Here is a 19,588-nt window from a genome sequence, read left to right on the forward strand (position 1 = left end):
GAGCTATAAACAAGAGAAAGTAGTAGATAAATTAACGATCTCAGAAGAGCAAAAAACATACTCACAAATTCAATCTGACAATCAGTAAAAACTAACCAACTGTAAGATTAAGTAGTGGCTATTACATCTCCATGTAACTCTTAATTAAATCTATCTACCAGCTTAAGTGTTGAATTGAATCTTTTTTATAGATTATCAAAATCTTCGGCAACCTAATCCATCCTATTCCATCTGTCTATACCTTGATCATAGAACCTGGCATCGTAATCGTACAGCCGCTCCTGTTTCTTTTTACCATTTTACTCGTTTTCAACACCTATTCGAAGATATTCTTAGATTTCAACTTTTTTATACTATATATCTGTATTTGTTTAGTTGTCATTTGTTCGAATTCTTTACTTGCGCCATCTTTATAGCCCTTTTTTTCTACATAAATAGTATCCCCTTTGAGTTTACAGTGAATAATCTCATTCTCGTCATCATAGGTTCCAAGATAAATTCTGAATGTAGAAGAGTCGGTAAGATATTCTAACAATAAATTATTCATTAGCCCTACATTGTAGCTTTCAATGTGATATCCCTTTCCGATTTTATAAGAACTATGAAATTTTTTTTTACTTTTTTGACAGCCTAACCAAACAAATGAAGCAAGTAAAATTTTGACTATGATTTTCATTATAACTTAATTATTTGCTCTTTCTGGCCACACCTCCACTGATATCAAAGTACACCCTTCCGTTACCCAAATGGTCTGCCAGCGTATGTTCGTAACTATAGTTTGTCGCACTGATCCGCCTCACCCTGCCGGTCTCTGTCGTCACATACTTCAGGTCCCCATCCTCAAGCTAGGGCGTTTGCTCCCCATTTAAAAGGACGGTTTGAGTATGCTAATAGCCAATACTTTGCTTCGTAGGGTTCAGTCGTCACCTCATTCTCACTTCCACTCCACAAGACTACGGACAGATGGGGACTAGATAGATACGTATTTACAAAGGTTACAGACTAAACAAGCCCAGCCCAACATCTCTGCTGGGCTCTATTTATTCTATCTGGTTCGTACCACAGATATGAACAGCGATGGTTAATTCTTATCCTTTAGTAAAATAATTTTCCCAATTTGCACCTTTCTTGGACTAAGGATTGTTACTTTCTTTTCTCTCTCAGAAATATCACCTCCTGAAATTTCAGCAGGAAAATTTTCCGCACTACATTTAAGCAAAATTTCTTTAGGGGGTATAAAAAACCACTTTCCTTGGCATTTAGAGTTAACCTCAAGATATTGCTCTGTAAAAACGAAAGTACTATCCTTATTAAGCTTTAATGTACTACTATAGCCTTTAGCAATCTTGCTATAATTTCCAATTATAGATTTATTTATTGTGCATGATGAAAATACTATCATCAAAAAGCATAAATTTCTTAGAATCATCTTAACGTTTATAATATATGCCCGGTATTGATTTTAACATATAGTTTGCTGGTAAAGTTCGAAGTCCAGGTGCGTTTGGATAAGCCTGTATTAAAGCGTCTCTACTAGAATTTATATTAATGGGTACTAAACCAGTATTTGCTGAGCCACCTGCCCCATAAGGCTTAGAACCCGTAACTGTATTTGTTATGCCTTGGACCCACGAAGCTGTAATTCCCCCAAAGGAGTTTGCTACTGAAGATGAGGTCAATCCAGAAATCGAAGATGGTTGATAGGCAAATTGAGATTTATAAGCAGATATTTCATCTGATAAATCCTGACCTAACGTCTGACCTGTTGAAGTAAAAGCTATCTCTCCTGCTTCAAATTGACCTCCGTGCGCAGTTTCATGAACAAAATTAGCAGTAGAACCAAAACTAAACACAATATTTCCAGTTGTAGGATCTAAAGTTGTCCCTCCTTCTCCTACCGCTCCTGTTTTTAGGCTATACATCTGACTACTATTTTCTAATATACCTAATGTATTGAGAGTTCCATTTAAACTGTTAACTCTATCTCCAATATTTCCCATTTTATTAGCTAGCTTATCCGCACTCCAACCTTTTTTTTCTGCTTTAGCAGTTAGCTTATCTGATCGTTTTTGCAACCTATCTCTTTCTTTTGTAACATATGCTTTTTGTTTATCCCATTCCCGTTGACTAGCAGGATCAATATCTCTACCATCTAAGTCAATGTAATTTACAGGATTATTAACAGCATAATTATAAGGAGTCCAACTTGGATACTTCTCCGCCAGCGGATCCACCACATTCCACCTTCCTATAACCGGGTCATAGAACCTTGCGCCGTAATCGTAAATCTTCTCCTGGTCCTGTTTCTCCTTGCCGTTGTACTGGTACTTATTCTCCACCCCTACAACATTTCGCTGGATGTCCAGTCCAAAAGCATAATAATCCGTCTCTTGGATCTTCCTGGCTACACCTCCACTGATATCAAAGTACACCCTTCCATTACCCAAATGATCTGCCAGCGTATGTTCGTAACTATAACTCGTTGCACTGATCCGCCTCACCCTGCCGTTCTCGGTCGTCCTAATTAATCCGTAGTCTTCTTATGCTAAGGCTCAAGACTATGAATAGATAGCGAGAAAGCTACCCCAGTAACTGTTTTGACTTTGAATTTGGGCAATAGAGTTGAAATATTGAACTCAACAGATTCCCCGAACAGGTTCAAAATTGAGGTAACTACGATAAAAAAGGTAAGTGAGCGCTTTCTGATTAAAAACTTTGCTTTGGTTATATACTTCTCAAGTGTCGGATTTTTGTGAATATAGTTACTTCTTTTTAGAAGAAACGATATGTTTCTCCTTGGAAATATTGCTGGAAATTATAATCAAATATCTTTTTTTCATTGTATATAACTATACAAAAAAACTATCTGAACGCACCCAAAACCCTTAACTTAATAGTATTAGAGACACTAAGACCAGTTAAAAACTTGTCTTTACTTCCTTTATATTACCATCGTCTCATATAACTCTGAAAGTGATGAGCCATTTTTTCTTTTGATATAAATATCTTCATATAGATCAGTAAAAAATTGTATTGTTCGTGTATTTGATTGCAAGTAAGGATTCCATGTCTTGCCGTCTGAGCTCAATATCATTTTCCATTTGATTTTATTTTTTTTTATCAATGCCTCACCAATCACTGCTATAAGATTTATAAGCTTTTTCTTTTTAAATTCTGATGCATTAGGTAATCTGGTAATTTTATTATCCAATTCCTTAAGCAGCTGCTCATCGGCTTGAACGTAATTTACAGATAATGCTTCCGTTAACTCTTTTATTAGGGCATCAGTTTGTTCTGGAAATTCCTTACCGTAGGGATTTTTGTTATTTAATATTTCCGTTCCGTGAGTAGCCTGGTTATCCTTTAATACTTGTTCAAAGTCACTAGCATTCTCAAAAAGCATATAGTACCCACCTTCATTAGCGATTATCTCTTGATTATTTAATTTATAGGCCTCCACATCAAATTGCTTTCGAAACTTTTCTATTAGACCTTCTGAAGCTATTAATCTTAGCGTTTCAAATTCACTAAAACTTAACGATTTGCATTTAACGAATGTCCCATTGCTTAATTCAATATTATCCATTTTTTCAGTTTTGTTTTTCAACCTACTGTCTAGCTTTCAGAGATCTCTGAACTTTTCCCCAATTAGGTTTGGCATGATTGTTAAAATATTTGGGAATATCCAAACGACAAGAATTATGAACTAAATAAAAGCATTAATAACTTCTTCCAGCCCCCATTTTAACAGATGCACGCTTGACATTATCTAAATCTTCGTCCATTGAATTTATGTAGCACCTAGTCCTATTATTAATATCATTAATTACAAGTTATCGAGAAAATTATTAAGTTTAATATTTGTAATTTTTGAGGCCTCATAATCATCTAAATCACCTTTTGCAGATAACAGTTTCTTTGGAAGAAATTTTTCAGCATTTGGATTTTTATCAAAAGAAAGTTTATTCAAAAGAGATAAGTAAATAGCATTTTTAACTTTGTAATCCACTTTTTCAATATTATCATTAATGAATTGAAAACACTTTTTTATTTCAATTAAATCATTTTCATCAATTGCATTTTGCACAAATCTCTTGAAATAGCCTATCTGCAGACCAACCAATCCATTTACATCCTCATCCAAAACATCATCTTTTATTTTAGGGAACATGCCAACTAACATATTCATAAATTCTTCATTATTCATTTGCTACCTTTCTCGCTTTATTTAATATATCTTGTATTTTATCTTTTTCCTTTTGTATGGAACTTCTTAACTTCTGGGCTTGTTCCAAAACATCTTCTGAAAAACTTCCATTTTTTATTTCTTTATTTAATTTTTCTATTTGTTTACCCAGACCTTTCAAAGCATCATTTACTTCACCAAGGTGATCATATTGTTTACCATTAATAATTACTGGATCTTTAAAAATATCTCTAATTGCGCCAGTCATATCTTTAGTCGTTAAATGTTCTGCTATATTACCTACTTTTCCGACAATTTTTTCCAAAATTTCCTTTCCAACTCCACTTAATGCCTTTGCTCCTTTTCCTAATAATCTCCCACCAAAAGCGTCTAACATTCCAATACCAAAACCTATGCCCGCTTCTTGCTTACTATGAGTAACACCTGCCTTTGATAAATGCACTATTGCACCAAGAAAAGGAATCCAATCAGCCCCTTCTTGTATCCTATTAGCGCCTTTCTCTATTCTTTGATTACTAGCAAATAGTGCTGACCGCCTTTGTGAATATTCTTGAGCTTCTTCTGTACTTCGTGACTGATTTGCTGGACCAACTCCAAAAAAAGCTAATAATTTTTGTAAAAACTTGGTGGATTGGATGGACCTTCCCCATAAGGATCAACAAATGAAATTGGATTATTCAACACGTAATTATAGGGAGATAAACCTACAAATACTTCGGCTTTAGGATCCACCACATTCCACCTCCCGATCACCGGATCATAGAACCTGGCGCCGTAATCATACTGCTTCTTCTGGTCCTGTTTCTCCTTGCCATTGTACTGGTACTTGTTCACCACACCTACCAGGTTCCGCTGGATGTCCAGGCCAAAAGCATAATAATCCATTTCCTGGATCTTCCTGGCTACACCTCCACTGATCTCAAAGTACACCCTTCCGTTACCAAGATGATCTGCCAGCGTATGTTCGTAACTATAGTTCGTCTCACTGATCCGCATCACCCTGCCCGTCTCGGTGTTCACAAACTTCAGCTCACCATCCTCAAGCTAGGGCATTTGCTCCCCATTTAAAAGAACGTTTTGAGTATGCTAATAGGCAATACTTTCCTTCGTAGGGTTCCGTAGTCTCCTCATGCTCACCCCCAACTCACAAGACTACGGACAGATGTGGATGGGACTATGGAAGAATTACAAATCTCTAACAACAAAATATCCGTTTCAAGTTTTAAACAGACTTTATTAATTAGTCCGTAGTCTTCTAATACTCAACCTACCGCTCAAGACTACGGACAGATGGGGGGATTTACGATCCAGTTCAGCCATTGGGTCAACAGAATTCCACCTACCAATAACCGGATCATAGAACCTGGCCACGTAACCGAAGCGTAGCTGAGTTCATGAGCACTACTTAAAAATTAACTGACAGGCGAATAATCATACATCTTTTCCTGGTCCTGTTTCTCCTTGCCGTTGTACTGGTATTTGTTCTCCACACCTACCAGGTTGCGCTGGATGTCCAGTCCAAAAGCATAATAATCCGTTTCCTGGATCTTCCTGGCTACACCTCCACTGATATCAAAGTACACTCTTCCGTTACCCAGATGATCTGCCAGCGTATGTTCGTAACTATAACTCGTTGCACTGATCCGCCTCACCCTTCCGTTCTCCGTCGCCACATACTTCAGGTCACCATCCTCAAGCCAGGGCGTTTGCTCCCCGTTTAAAAGAACGGTTTGAGTATGCTAATAGCTAATACATTCCGTTGTCACCTGATGCTTGCTTTCAACCACAAGACTACGGACAGATGGGCAATTAAAGCAAGACTAATTAAACTCGAACTCCGGCAGAAATAACAAAGCCCGGCAAGCCTTGATGTCGCCGAGCTTTAATATAATCCATTTTTGAAGCATCACAGACGTGCGCTAGCACATAAAACCAGTATGCTTCTAAAGTTTAAACAAACCTATCTTTCGAAAACCTATAATCATATGATGTATACCGCTGTGAAAACTTAATACCCAAAAATCTTCCATTGCCTCTGAATGCATAATCGAAACATCCTCACATTCGTTAAATTTCTCAAAGAAAGTATCAATAACGCTAAATTCGTTCTCATTATTTTCCTGTCTAAAGAAAAAATAAGAAATATCTTGTAATTCAAATCTATAGTTCACCTCTGTATCTTCTCCTTCGATACAAAGAATGTCTAAATCGACACTTTTAAAATTCAAATTAAATTTATTAACACAAACAATCGAATTTAAAATTTTTTTGTCTATTAGTGATTTCATCTAATTTTAAGAGTTACCTCATAATCGCCACCAATACACAAAACTAAGGACAGATGGGCCATAATCAGATTGTATAGACAGAATTCTAATGAACGATATAATTTACAATTAAGTTTCCCCGTGGCTTTAGGTTTTCTCTAATTAAGACCCCCCCGCAATTCGACCCTAAAAACCCATCAGAAACTGGCTCTTCGAGTTTACCCTTGGGCTCATAATATAAAAACCTTGATGTATCCAATTTATTTTCGACTAACCTAGCATATGCAGAGGCTATTTTCCATTTATGACCAGAATCGTTCCAACAAACAGATATACCATCTCCGAGGGGATCTACTTTAGACATATCAACTAGTAAATATCCATCACTCGGTATATTTTTATGTACACCATTTATAAAGTATCGTTTGTCATCTTGTGTTATAATAGTGATCGTTTGTGATTTATCCAATGGTTGGAGCTCAACATGCCTCCATTTTTCATCACTATTTTTTTCCTTACAGCCATAGACAATTGTAAGAATAGCAAAAAGTGAAACTTTACATCTCATCAGTAAACGATAATTCTCTATTTTTTTTATTAGAAATTTATATTTCATTCGTTTAAAATTTAATTTAGATTATTATTGTAACCCACCTTGTAGCCTTTCATATTTTCTATTTAACTGATCTTTAGCATTCAAAGCATGTCCAATTTTAAAACCTATTTCTTGGGCTTTTGCACTAACTGGTGGCTCTTTTCCTCCTTGCAAATCTTCAAATTTCTTTCTAGAGTACCAGTTAGGAGATCCAGATCTAGCAGCAACGATACCAGCACCCATATTCCCAAAATCTCTAGCGGACGCCATCTTTCCATCCGAAGTCATACTTCCCCTTGTTCTATATTTCAATGCATCTTGTTCCGTTGCATTTTTCGAAAGTCCTCTTGATTTAAAATCATAACGTTCATTTAACTTAGCATTGTTTTTATAATAAAATACATTAGGGTTATCGCGAACAATTTCCTTATCAATAAATTGTTGGCCCTCATTAGATTTTGTATCAATTACAGCACCAACCACTGCTTTATTATTTTCATCAGTAAATGAGTTTGTAGTGAGCGATTCTCCAACTTTTTTCCCATTTTCTAAAACAACATCTGTCTTCCCATCATCTATCCAATCTTTGACGATATATGTTCCATTCTTACCAGCTGTTACAATCGTCGTCTGTCCCTCCATCCCATCAGGATCAATAAATTTAAGGGGATTATTAAATACATAAGCATAAGGGTTTGTTTTTCTGTCTTTTTCCGCCAGTGGATCCACAACATTCCACCTCCCTATCACCGGGTCATAGAACCTTGCGCCGTAATCATACATCCTCTCCTGGTCCTGTTTCTCCTTACCATTGTACTGGAATTTATTTTCCGTCCCTACCAGGTTACGCTGGATATCCAGTCCAAAAGCATAATAATCCGTTTCCTGGATCTTTCGTGCCACTCCTCCACTGATATCAAAGTACACCCTTCCGTTACCCAAATGATCTGCCAGCGTATGTTCGTAACTGTAATCCGATGCACTGATCCGCCTCACCCTGCCGGTCTCCGTCGTCACATATTTCAGGTCACCATCTTCATACTGGATACCGCTAATATACTCATTATTTACATTGGCGTTCCCGGTGACCAGTTTTTTTAATTTATTGCCGTTTGCATCATAGGTGTAGGTGATCACTGCACCGTTTGCATTGATGTTCGTTGGCAGGTTCAGGTGGTTGTAGCCCATATCGTACAGGTTGTTGGCCACACTGGTGGTACTGACCCGATAGATCATATCGCCATTGTCATCATATCCATAAGTGGTCGTTCCCGAAAGCTGAAACGAACCAGAGCTATTGGCATTTGCATCGGCAACACTGGTCAGCCTGTTGCCCATATAACTGTAGCTCAGCTGATCAACGCTGGTATCTAGTTAGAGTTATATTTTGGTCTTAGCGAGACCCTAAGACCAGTTAGTAGCTTTAACAACAGAAACCCCCTGCAGCTTTTTAGAACTGCAGGGGTTTTAATTTGTTTTGTTGAAAGACAAGTCACGCTGTGCTTAACACCGAGCCTGTCCGGGGGTTAGTACTTTATATCGATATCATATTTTCTCAACGTATCTAGGAATTGTTCATGAGAAAGAATTGTTTTTGAATTACTTTTGTCAAAGTATCTAATATACCAAGGATTCCTGTTTTTATAATTATATATAACATCTATTGCAAGTCCTTTGTCTTCAATTATAAAGTAATCTGACTCCTTTTCAATATTCATCAACCAATCTATCTGGATGCGCTTTTTTAAGTGGTATCGCTTTTCTTCTTCAGATACAGGATTTGTATAATTTATTTCCGACATAGAGAATGAACTTCTTTCCCATTCATTCCCTAGTGACGGAATGCCTAGCCTAGCTCGCTCTTTATTATAGCCGACACCATATTTCAGGATCACGATAAAAGGGGACAGGCTTATAACAGAAATTAAAAGCAGCACCAGTAAAATATATTTTTTTCTGTTCATCTATTTTAAGTATTTAAAAAGTGAATTCAGTGGGCCAAAAACCACATTGTGCAGCATATTCTGCACGGCCCTTACCTCTGGTGGATGAGTATTATAAAAGTTCTGTACCTTGGCGCCATAACTGCCCATAGCCATAATTATAGGGGTGTTAGCAGTCATTCTTGCTACATGTGCAACTGCGCTTCCCGGTCTGAAGGCGACGCCCAGCTTTTTCATCAAATCATTTTGAGGTGTTTTTAAACCCCCAAAGAGCAAGGGATATCCTGCTGCCTTTCCGACCGTCTCCATACCTTCTTTTCCAGAGGCCTTTATATTGGTGTAATAGTCCCGGCCATTCTGGATCCCATAGTTCATTACCGTATTTGCCGCATCTTCAACATTGGTAAATCTTTCATGGTCAATGCCTGCAACAGTAGAGGTCGATGTCTTGCCGTCATTATTAGTCACCCACAACCCGCGTTCGGCATCGTAACTTTGCGTAGCAGTAGTGATCCATGTAGTTGTTGTAGCATCTCCTAATTGTAAATTACCATCCCTACCTTTTTGTATTATGCCCTGAGAGGCCGTTGTAGTTGTCGTAGTTACCGTTCTAGTACCATTTTTGGCCTTGCCATATTTCATTGACTGCTCTGTTTCACTTACAGTCTGAACCCCACCATTCTTATTAACACTAGTAACGGTAGGATCATCTGCATACATTCCATCAACATCGATAAGTCTTATCGGGTTGTTCATCGCATAGCTGTACGGGCTGAATCTTCTCGAAATCTCCGAAAGTGGGTCTATCGTATTAAAACGGCCTATCACCGGATCATAGAACCTTGCGCCGTAATCGTAAGCCCAAATCCCTACTAAACTTATACTTTAAGATCTACAACTCGTAGGAAGTCAAAAGATACAATTTTCTCTTGTGAGTGTCCAGAATAAATAATTTTGATCTACCTATATCATCTTTTAAGAAGGTATAGTAGTTCTCTTTTTCTTGCAAAACTTTGATCAAATCATTTTCTTCAAAACACTGATTTTTTTCACCATTCATTTCAGAATGGATGAATGTATAAGCATTCTCTTGGAGATCAACTACAGGTGTCTTACGCCATTTATGAGTTTCATATCTGGAATATTTACTACTCTTAATAAAATTGGATTTATTTAAAATCCCTCTTAAGGCTAATTTTTCACTTTGTTCAGAAAGTGAATAGATTTCAAAACTTCTTCCTTCACTAAATAAGGAAGGATTATTCTCGCAATCTCTGGTAAGACTTATTCCTTTTGATGAAAACAAGAACTCAAAGAAATCATTAGAAAACCTGTTGCACGATGATAATAGAATGATGAGAACTATATATATGTATATTTTCATAAAATATTTAATTTGTTTTAACTTTCGGGTTTTTTCCATAAGGCTTAAATCCAAATCCCTTACCTTCTCCAACAATTTGCCTAGCTCCCCATGTAGTTATATCTCTAATAATTCTACCATCTCCATTAAAGTCGTAGGTATCAAAAAAACCATTTTTATCTCTAAAAAATCCAACTTCTCCTGTGTTGGCATTTTTAAGTCTCATAGACAATGTTCCATGTACTCGCCCTGTACGGACATCCGAACTACTGCTAGTAAAAAAATTATATTGTAATTTTTTATCTCCATCAAAATCTTTAGTAGTTAATGGAGTTAAATCCAGTTTACTTACATCTACATAAAGTGTTCCACCATTTTTTGAATTCCACCAGGCCCTAGCTTCTTTATCTGTTACAATCCCATCATAATCTGGTCGATCTTTTAAATGTTCATAACTATAAGCAAAAGCTGCTGTAGCAATTCCGCCTTTCAAACCATCTAAACCTAGGTCATTTTTTAATGCTTCATCATGACTCATGTTCTGTTCAAACTTTGATTTTTCCATAATAATTGCATCTCCCTGCAAGCCTTTATCATCTGTTCCCAATAAATTACCATCTCGATCATAAATAGGACTTGCTGCTCTACCATCTGGATCTATCATAATCATTGGATTGTTCAGCCCATAGTTAAATGGTGAAAAAGATTGGAATTTCTCTGCCTTTGGATCCAACACATTCCACCGTCCAATTACCGGGTCATAGAACCTGGCGCCGTAATCATACATCTTCTCCTGGTCCTGTTTCTCCTTGCCGTTGTACTGGTACTTATTCTCCACCCCTACAACATTTCGCTGGATGTCCAGTCCAAAAGCATAATAATCCGTTTCCTGGATCTTCCTGGCTACACCTCCACTGATATCAAAGTACACTCTTCCGTTACCCAGATGATCTGCCAGCGTATGTTCGTAACTATAATCCGTTGCAATTATCCGCCTCACCCTGCCGGTCTCCGTTGTCACATATTTCAGGTCACCATCTTCATACTGGATACCACTAATATACTCATTATTTACATTGGCGTTCCCGGTTACCAGCTTTTTTAATTTAGTTCCGTTTGCATCATAGGTATAGCTGATCACTGCACCGTTTGCATTGATGTTCGTTGGGAGGTTCAGGTGGTTGTAGCCCATATCGTAAAGGTTGTTGGCCGCACTGGTGGTACTGACCCGATAGATCATATTGCCATTGGCATCATATCCATAACTGGTCGTTCCCGGAAGCTGGAACGAACCAGAGCTATTGGCATTTGCATCGGCAACACTGGTCAGCCTGTTGCCCATATAACTGTAGCTCAGCTGATCAACGGTAGCCGCGAGTGATTTACGCTGGAGGCTGGTAATGTTCCCCATCCCGTTATAGGTAATGGCCTCATCATTGCCATCATGGCTCTGTGCGCTGAGCAGCCTGTTAATCCTATCATAGGTATAGGTATACTGCTTGTTAACTGAAGTATTGATACCCCATTTCTGCTGGCTGATGTTCCCGTTGTACTGTGGCACCAGCCCGGTAGAATCCAGCTCATACTTCAGCTCCTGGGTAAACAGGGGTGCCGCCTGCGTGCTTAGCCATCCACGCGGATTGTACCGGTATTTTACCATCTGGGCAAAACTTGCCCCGTCATCCGTACTGTGCAGGCCTTTGGTCAGCTGCTGCCCGATCTCATTATAACTGTTCTTTGAGAGGTAGACCAAAGGGTTCGTCGTGGCATCATTGTCACCGGTACGCTGTTTGACAGAAATCTTCCTTCCCGTGTGGTCATAGCCATACTCATTGTACACATAAAGCTTTTGTACCCCTGCAACATAGTGCTTCCTCGTACTGCTCACTATTTCTCCCTCAAAATTATAGGCAAAGGTATTCTGGTCATAACTGTTGGCTGATACCACACCGCCCTTGTAATGCTGCTGCCAGCTTTTGGCTATCCTTCCATCTTCATCATAATAGTTTACCGTCCATAAATAGGTATCGGCAGTGCCCAGTACCAATGTTTTGGTTGCGGTGAGCAACCCTCTTGTTTTATTGCTGTAACTGCTGCTCTGGTTGTCGGGAAGGCCCGGAATGTTGTAGTTGTCATAGTAATTGACTACATAAGGCCGTAGGTTAGGGAGGTAAGATGGACAGCTCAGGTTATTATAGCCATGGAAATTTGTCGCGGTATTGTCGCGGGTTTCCCAATATGGCACAAGGGTATTCACCGTACCCTGTACTTCGGCACGGCTTCCATGATGACCGATCTCTATACCTGTCATCACTGTTCGTCCCATGGCATCATACTTGACGAAGCTCCTGATTGCCCCGGCACGCTGCACCGCGTCCTGTGTAAAAACCACCTGATCAAGCGGATTGTAGATCACTTCCTCCCAGCCCTTGCCCGGGAGCTTTTTCTCAATCAGGCGGTTCCGTTTGTCATAGCGGTACTGGTAACAGAAGTTGTCCAGCGTCGTGGCATCAGGCGTACCACCATCTGGATTGGCGCCCGGAGGCAGCACGAAGCAGAGGTTGCCCAGGTTATCATATACATAATAGGTAGAGAGCGTCTGCAGGTTTCCTTCTGGTGCATTATTGAAACTGCGTTTCAGTACCACATGCCCTTCTTTATCCTTATATTCTTCGACCGTACCGGCCTTGCCATCTGCGGGCTTCCAGTTCTCATCTTTGGTAATGGTCAGAAAGAGCTGCCCATAAAGCGATTGTCCGCTTTCGGCCAGGCTGCGCACATGCTCCTGCCCAGCCGTGCTGCTGATCGTAGCCTGATAGCCGACCACAAAATCAGGCTGACCCCGGTATGAATTGTCGGTATACTCCATCCGCACCGTATGCCCCTGATCAGGTTGCCAGGCCTCTCCGGCTGCCCCTTGTTCAATAACTCTTGACAGTGGTGAGGATTCGTAAGTGGATATCGCAACGGGAAAGTTGGTCGCCACATGGTCGCCGGCAGATGGCGCATAAAAGTTCTTCTGTGCACTGTTGTCATAACCCGAACTGCCTTTTAAAGCATCGCTGCGATAGGTGCCCAGTGTACCAGCGCTGGTGGTATAAGGCAGGTATTGATAAGCTTCGCGCCCAAACTCATCATAAGCGATCGGCTGCACCAGATCCTTTCCGGTCGGGCTGGCACCCACGTTGATGTTCTGCATAGGCCTGCCCAGCCCGTCTAGATACTGTACCTGACGGTTCACGTCGGCAATGCTGGATCCCGGAAGAACTGCTTCATCATTAAGGGCAATACGTGGGGTATAGGTGTACACGTAGTTGTAACTGGAAGTAGAACCATTTGAAGTTCCCCCTACTGCCAGTGTAAAAGTAAAACTGCTGCTACCACTGCCATTGGTTGCAGTAACGGTATAACCGGTAGACGGCGATTGAGAGGTAGGTGTTCCGGTAATTTCGCCGGTCAGGCTGTTCAATGCCAGTCCTGCCGGCAGCGCAGGCACAACGCTATAACTGCCCCATTGCAGCCAGCGTACTGCATAGCTGCCATTCTGGGCCACGTACAGCGAATTGCCACGTGCACTGAGGCCATATGGGGAACTGAAACGGATGGCGCTTCCGGTACCATTAACCGTTCCGGCGCTTGTACTGCCCGCAAAGGTGCTTACCACCCCCTGAAGGCTTACCTTCCTGATCATATTGTTCTGCAGGTCGGCCACATACAGGTTTCCATCGCCTGCAAGGGCAACGCCGTTCACCTGGTTAAAGCTGGCAGCATTGCCGGTACCATCGGCATAACCCGCAATCCCGTTGCCCGCCAGGGTACTAACCGTACCATTGGCAGCAATCTTCCTTACCGCATGGTTCAGCCTGTCGGCTACGTAAAGGTTTCCCTGCCCGTCTGCACAGAGCCCCATGGGATTACGGAAACTTGCCGATGATGCGGTACCGTCGGCAAATCCGGCTGCGCCATTTCCGGCATAGGTACTCACATTTCCAGTGGAAAGCTCTATCTTGCGGATACGGTGGTTGGAATAATCGGCCACATACAGGTTCCCCTGCCCGTCGAGGGCCAGCCCGATGGGGCTGTTGAAGCTGGCGCTGGTCCCGTTCCCATCGGCATAACCTGCGCTGCCACTGCCGGCAAGGGTGCTCACCACACCGCCCGGGGTAATTTTACGGATCCGGTGGTTCTGCTGGTCGGAAACATATACATTTCCGGCGGCATCTGAAGTCAATGCAGAGGGATGCCTGAACGATGCTGCTGTTCCGGTACCATCTGCAGATCCCTGACTGCCACTGCCGGCAAGGGTGCTCACCCCGCCTGTGGCAGTGATTTTCAATACCCGCTGGTTCCCTGCATCTGCCACATAAACATTGCCCTGGCCATCATTAGCGGTACCCAGCGGATTATTTAAAGTATTGCTGCCAGACATGGTGGTGGCCTGTACTGCAACAGGCACCGTGCCTCCGGTGTTGGTTGCGGCAAAGCTAAAAGCCGTACCTACTGCCGCAGTAACGCTGGTTGAGGGATAGCTGACATTTGGAGCTCCCCCTACCTCCGTAGCCGTTACATTCATCGACAATACAATGTTGCCTGTATTGCTTCCATACCCTTCAACCACTAGGTAGTAGGTACCGCTGCTGGTAAAGGTGTAAGCCAGGTGAGAACGTGCGCCGCAATCATCAGAATCATCCTGATAAGTGATCTCACTGGCCGAGGCGTTCAAAATATGGATATAAGTGTCAAAATTACTCTGGCACAGGGAAAAATCAATCGTTACCGGGGCACTTACCACAAAACGGTAATACACCTCGGGGCTGGGCTGCCCCATGCTGTTGATGTAAGTGGTATTGCCCGAAGAGCTGCTGTTGCGCGTATCGTTAAAGCTACCGCCGCCGGGACCAAAACTGCCTGCGTTGATGGGTGAACTGGGCGTGGCACCGGTTTGTGCCTGTATCGAAGAAGACAACAGGCAGAGCAGTATGGTCATGCAGGTTATGCCGTATATAAATCGTTTCATAGTCTGGCGATTAATAGTCTTTTGGAGTTGGAGCTAACAAACGCTCTGAAGGGGGAATCATCTTTTGCTGCTGCGCCGTGTTCAACAGCTTTTTCAACTGCCCGTTTTTCCGGTCCATCAAATCACGGATTTTTTCTTTCCGTGCAGACAGGTCCAGCGTAGTATCGGCCATAACCCGGTTCAGCTCTTTTTTATATTGATTTTGTATACCATTTAACTGTGCAGCCTTTGCCGCATCCAGACCGAGGCTTTTACGGTAGTGGTCGAGCTGCCGCTTTGCAGTGGCGAGAGAATCTTTTTCCTGTGCGCTGGCCCAGAGGCTGCCAGACATCAAACCGATGGACAGGCATATCGTGATGAACAATTGTTTCATATGGAGTCGTTTTTAGCTGGATAAATTAATTATTGAACAGGATGCAATCGTAAGTTGAACCAGCCTGTAAGTTAAGCGTATCACCGGTCCGTACCAGATTGTTTCCGATGGTAAAATGGCAGAGGCTGCCATTGTAATTGGTCTCATACCGGATGGCTACCTGATAGGTACCCGGCTCTACATAAAGGTCTTCAAACACAGAGGCAAGGGGCTCAGACGGAGAGTTAGGGGTGCGGTAAGGAATGCGCTTGCTGACCACAATATTTCCATCCCTGACCAGATCCAGGTAAACCGCCGTCGGGATAGGCCCTCCCGAAGGCCAGGTATTCAACCTCAGTTTTACGCTTGCTTCGGGCCTTGATGGGTCTGCTCCACCTGAAATAGAATACCAGACAGCATTAAGCTCACTTTCTGCAGATGCGTTGGCGTTTAGTGAACTGGTAGGATTGGTATACCTGAAAGCTGACTGCCTGGCATTTACCAGCAGCGGTACGCCTGAACCAACAGAATTAAAACTTAGCATCATCGGATTGTTGTAAGTAAAATAATGGTTCGCCAAGGCAGGTGTCTTTGCCAATACGTATTCATATTTTTTCAGGATGCGCTGCTGGTGGTCACGGATGGTCAGCAAGCGTCCATAATCATCATAACTGAAATATTTGGAACGCTCATCGGGCCCGGTCAGCACAGTTACCCCCACCATCGGTTTATAGGCATAACTGCTCACCATGCTATTGGGCAACGCAGACTGGATGGTGCTGCCCAGCGATTTGATAGCTGAAGCAGAGGCGGCGTTTACCGCATAACCTGCAGATCCCGCTGCGGCGCTCACATCATTATAGCTGGCTCCTTTTACCTCTATTATAGGATACACTTCCTGGCTGTCCCAGAGATAACTCTTCACCACACTGTTCTTTTCGGTGAGCTGTAACACATTTTCATGGCTGCCATACTGATCAAAGGTCATCACCGTCTCCAGTGGCGCCCCGCCGACAGATTTTAGTACCGCTGATGGCAGGATATGCCAGCCCAGGTTTAAAGCGGCATAAGTTGTTTTGGATCGGGCTGTCTCCACCTCGGTACCATTGGCATCACGGCTGTAGCTGATCTCTTCAATAGGCTGGCCGATCATATTGCGGTTTTTCATCGTATCGCAAACGGCATCACCAGTAAAATTATAAGCATATTTCAATACTTTTGATATTGAGCCCTTGTTTTTTCCTGAGGTAGTGATTTTCGTTGGCTGCGGATAAGTTGTATTTCCATATTCATAGGATGTAATCGTTTCAACATAATCATTGTCGCCCGAATACCAGCGTTCCATCTCGGTAAGGGGAAGCAGTTTGGCTACCGGTAAACTGTATTGGCCGGCGGCAAATATTTCCGGTAAACCATAGCCGGCATTCTGGAAGGAAAGCCCGCTGCTGTTCTGGTACAAAAACGAATGAGACCCAAAATTTATCTTCTGGAAACTGTATGCCACCCTGATCTGCATCGGCCGGATAAACTTATAGTAGGTGAAAGATTTTAAGTGCGCAAGGGAAAAGTTGCCGTTTTTGTAGGCATAATCCGCTATCGATGAAGGTTGACCCATTAGTCCATCTGTCCTGAGCACATCAACATTGGTTCCCGGGATCCTGGATTCATTGAAAAAACTGCCCAGGCCGCCAAAATCGTTTGGCTGGTAAAAAGTGTGGACTTTTTTCCCCGTCATCTTTCCCAGGTCCTGGTTATATTCGGTTACTTTGGTATAATAGATGGGCGCACCAGTGGGATAGGTGTAGTCAAGAGACGATGACGGAAGGTAAGTAATCATGTTTTCCGTACCCGCTATGAGCATGCAGTCCGGCTGAACGCAAGACGGACTGGTATTGACCACATAGGCAGTCTTCTGGTCATAATGATAGGGTTTGAAGTTCCGGTTTGTGGCATCATATTCCAGATAAGGATTATTGATCAGCAATCCGGTGCCCTCTTCCAGTTCTCCATAACGGTAATACTTATAGGAAGCAGGCTTGTCTGACATTCCATCGTACTGGCTGATCGTCTTGATCCTTAAACCGCCCGTCATTGCAACCAGATCGGCACTTCCGTTAGCAGCTGCTATCCTGGTGCTATTGGCTTCGTATTCAAAATCGACATAACCACCGGTCGGGTAAACCAAACGCCGCAGCATGCCTGCATACAGAGGCGTTTCATCGGTAGACTCCACGTTGCCCTGAGTACTGCCGATACTGAAAACTACATTATCTACATAATCAGCACAACTGTACTGCAAGCTCTTATAGTATCGCTGTACGATATCTGTCTTGCGGATCGCCATCACGTTTGCCGAACTCCGGTTGGAGGTAAAAATATTGGGATACCCCCAAACATCTTTTCCCAGAAGATGATCACCAAAACAATATTTATTGATATACTGAAACTTATAGATATCGAAGCGTTTTCCGCCTGCCACAAATTCAACAGAATCCAGATACCTTGTCCCATTGTTCAAAAATTCCTGATAATTGGAAAAAACACTTGAACTGGTTGGGTATTGTACACTTTGGTAAAAATTGATCGTTTTCACCTCCTCCCCGTTGGCATTCTTCACCTGGATGGAATTGAGGGCATCAGTTCCGTTCAAGGTCACCGATCCTGTTCTGAAGTTGATCTGTGTAAGGGCCAGTCCACGATTTATCCTAACGCTGGTCGCTCCGTTGTTACTGGTATAAACATGGTCCTGGGGTGTGGTTCCATTCACATCGGGCAGATGAAACACCAGATGGCCATTACCAAAGTTTTCCAGGTAACGCGGAGAGGAAAGCCCGTAAGCCGGAACAAAACTCATCAGTTCATCATAATCGTTGAGTCCCGGACGGTTTGCCTGTACCCAGCTGTGGGTAGCATAGCTCGAATAAGACTCCAATAATTCGCAGGGATTGGGGTTATTGGTGTACTGTATGGATTGCTGACCTCCAAAATAATTTACAGGTGTTTTGGCCTGATATACAAAGTTGAGCTCCTCGGTACGGTTGGCATTCACAATCTTGCTGCATTTAAAACCCGTCCTGATTCCATCGGTAAGTTCCGTAAATTTCTGAGGATAATTCTCCGTATCAATAGTACCTTTCCCACCGAAGTAGTATATAGTACCATCAGTATCCACAATGGTAAACTCGCCTGCCGAATAAGTGATCTTCAGGTATTCAAAAGGAACAGGTACAATACCGTAACCGGTACCGTTGTCGTTTTTGATGAAATAAAATGACCCGCTTTTGTTTAACAGCTTATAGTTAAATTTATCAGGCATCCCATCCCGTTCTCCGTTTGCCAAACGGTAAGCACTGCCCACGTTCATTGCTGTAGTGTTACATTCCGGGCAACTAGGGTTATAATACCCTATATCCTCATTATAGATATAGCCGCTGGGTGCCAGATCGTCTGTACCGTTTATCGTACGGGTAATCTGGATATCTGCACTTAATGACCAGCCCAGGCCTGACCGCGTGGCCCGTTCATTAATCTTAAACCCTCCTGCATGATAACTTAGGCTAATGGGCAAACTCAGCCCGCCGGCCTGAAGCGTGTACAAGGGCACTGAAATATCAGGAACCCCCGTATTAAAATTGACCGGGTAATTGACCATTTTGGCCAGCGCGGCAGCTTCGGGAGAAACCGGAATTTTAGGCTGGGCCTTCACCAGGGTTCCCAGTGCACACAGCACAAAAAAGGGAACCACCTTTAAAAAAGGAGTTAACTTCATTTTTTTGAAATGATGAGATGGAAAGAAAATTATACGGTATAGTAAGTCTGGAATGAAATCCTGAAACCGGCTTCC

The 19,588-nt window shown here is 42.2% G+C and carries 18 protein-coding genes; all 18 read right to left on the reverse strand.

Annotated features, from left to right (window positions below):
- Positions 1–316 precede the first annotated feature (316 nt).
- The 18 genes from ACFE6N_RS22910 to ACFE6N_RS22995 all read right to left on the reverse strand — a co-directional run bounded on the left by ACFE6N_RS22910 (position 317) and on the right by ACFE6N_RS22995 (position 19,513).
- Positions 317–676 (reverse strand): hypothetical protein, encoded by a 360-nt coding sequence (locus tag ACFE6N_RS22910; protein WP_378940164.1) that lies wholly within the window; start codon positions 674–676, stop codon positions 317–319.
- A 10-nt stretch (positions 677–686) separates the two neighbouring features.
- Positions 687–821, reverse strand: a complete 135-nt coding sequence (locus ACFE6N_RS22915) for a hypothetical protein (RefSeq protein WP_378940165.1) — start codon at positions 819–821, stop codon at positions 687–689.
- A gap of 260 nt (positions 822–1,081) precedes the next feature.
- Positions 1,082–1,429 carry a hypothetical protein gene (locus ACFE6N_RS22920; RefSeq protein WP_378940166.1) on the reverse strand — a complete coding sequence of 116 codons (348 nt, stop codon included), beginning with the start codon at positions 1,427–1,429 and terminating at the stop codon, positions 1,082–1,084.
- 1 nt (position 1,430) lies between these two features.
- The gene (locus ACFE6N_RS22925) at positions 1,431–2,501 is read right to left on the reverse strand and encodes an RHS repeat domain-containing protein (RefSeq protein WP_378940167.1); all 1,071 of its coding nucleotides are present in this window, start codon (positions 2,499–2,501) and stop codon (positions 1,431–1,433) included.
- Positions 2,502–2,941: 440 nt separating this feature from the next.
- On the reverse strand, positions 2,942–3,586 hold the full coding sequence (locus tag ACFE6N_RS22930) for a hypothetical protein (protein ID WP_378940168.1): 645 nt from the start codon (positions 3,584–3,586) through the stop codon (positions 2,942–2,944).
- A 240-nt stretch (positions 3,587–3,826) separates the two neighbouring features.
- A complete protein-coding gene (locus ACFE6N_RS22935) occupies positions 3,827–4,207 on the reverse strand; it encodes a hypothetical protein (protein ID WP_378940169.1) in 381 nt (126 codons plus the stop codon).
- Positions 4,200–4,649, reverse strand: a complete 450-nt coding sequence (locus tag ACFE6N_RS22940; protein WP_378940170.1) for a polymorphic toxin type 28 domain-containing protein — start codon at positions 4,647–4,649, stop codon at positions 4,200–4,202. The genes ACFE6N_RS22935 and ACFE6N_RS22940 overlap by 8 nt, the downstream gene beginning before the upstream one ends.
- 161 nt (positions 4,650–4,810) lie before the next feature.
- Positions 4,811–5,227, reverse strand: a complete 417-nt coding sequence (locus ACFE6N_RS22945; protein WP_378940171.1) for an RHS repeat domain-containing protein — start codon at positions 5,225–5,227, stop codon at positions 4,811–4,813.
- 392 nt (positions 5,228–5,619) lie between these two features.
- On the reverse strand, positions 5,620–5,880 hold the full coding sequence (locus tag ACFE6N_RS22950; RefSeq protein WP_378940172.1) for a hypothetical protein: 261 nt from the start codon (positions 5,878–5,880) through the stop codon (positions 5,620–5,622).
- 270 nt (positions 5,881–6,150) lie between these two features.
- Positions 6,151–6,495 (reverse strand): hypothetical protein, encoded by a 345-nt coding sequence (locus tag ACFE6N_RS22955; protein ID WP_378940173.1) that lies wholly within the window; start codon positions 6,493–6,495, stop codon positions 6,151–6,153.
- 85 nt (positions 6,496–6,580) lie between these two features.
- Positions 6,581–7,090, reverse strand: coding sequence for a hypothetical protein (locus ACFE6N_RS22960; RefSeq protein ID WP_378940174.1), 510 nt, complete (start codon positions 7,088–7,090; stop codon positions 6,581–6,583).
- A gap of 24 nt (positions 7,091–7,114) precedes the next feature.
- Positions 7,115–8,407, reverse strand: coding sequence for an RHS repeat domain-containing protein (locus tag ACFE6N_RS22965; RefSeq protein ID WP_378940175.1), 1,293 nt, complete (start codon positions 8,405–8,407; stop codon positions 7,115–7,117).
- A 188-nt stretch (positions 8,408–8,595) separates the two neighbouring features.
- Positions 8,596–9,033, reverse strand: coding sequence for a hypothetical protein (locus tag ACFE6N_RS22970; RefSeq protein ID WP_378940176.1), 438 nt, complete (start codon positions 9,031–9,033; stop codon positions 8,596–8,598).
- On the reverse strand, positions 9,034–9,894 hold the full coding sequence (locus ACFE6N_RS22975; RefSeq protein WP_378940197.1) for an RHS repeat-associated core domain-containing protein: 861 nt from the start codon (positions 9,892–9,894) through the stop codon (positions 9,034–9,036).
- Positions 9,895–9,904: 10 nt separating this feature from the next.
- On the reverse strand, positions 9,905–10,396 hold the full coding sequence (locus ACFE6N_RS22980) for a hypothetical protein (protein ID WP_378940177.1): 492 nt from the start codon (positions 10,394–10,396) through the stop codon (positions 9,905–9,907).
- Positions 10,397–10,403: 7 nt separating this feature from the next.
- Positions 10,404–15,392: a DUF6443 domain-containing protein gene (locus ACFE6N_RS22985; RefSeq protein WP_378940178.1), complete on the reverse strand. Its 4,989-nt coding sequence runs from the start codon at positions 15,390–15,392 to the stop codon at positions 10,404–10,406.
- A 10-nt stretch (positions 15,393–15,402) separates the two neighbouring features.
- Positions 15,403–15,765: a hypothetical protein gene (locus ACFE6N_RS22990; protein WP_378940180.1), complete on the reverse strand. Its 363-nt coding sequence runs from the start codon at positions 15,763–15,765 to the stop codon at positions 15,403–15,405.
- A gap of 25 nt (positions 15,766–15,790) precedes the next feature.
- On the reverse strand, positions 15,791–19,513 hold the full coding sequence (locus tag ACFE6N_RS22995) for a hypothetical protein (protein ID WP_378940183.1): 3,723 nt from the start codon (positions 19,511–19,513) through the stop codon (positions 15,791–15,793).
- Between the last annotated feature and the right edge of the window lie 75 nt (positions 19,514–19,588).

This window comes from Pedobacter sp. BG31, assembly GCF_042464845.1.
GTDB lineage: Bacteria > Bacteroidota > Bacteroidia > Sphingobacteriales > Sphingobacteriaceae > Pedobacter > Pedobacter suwonensis.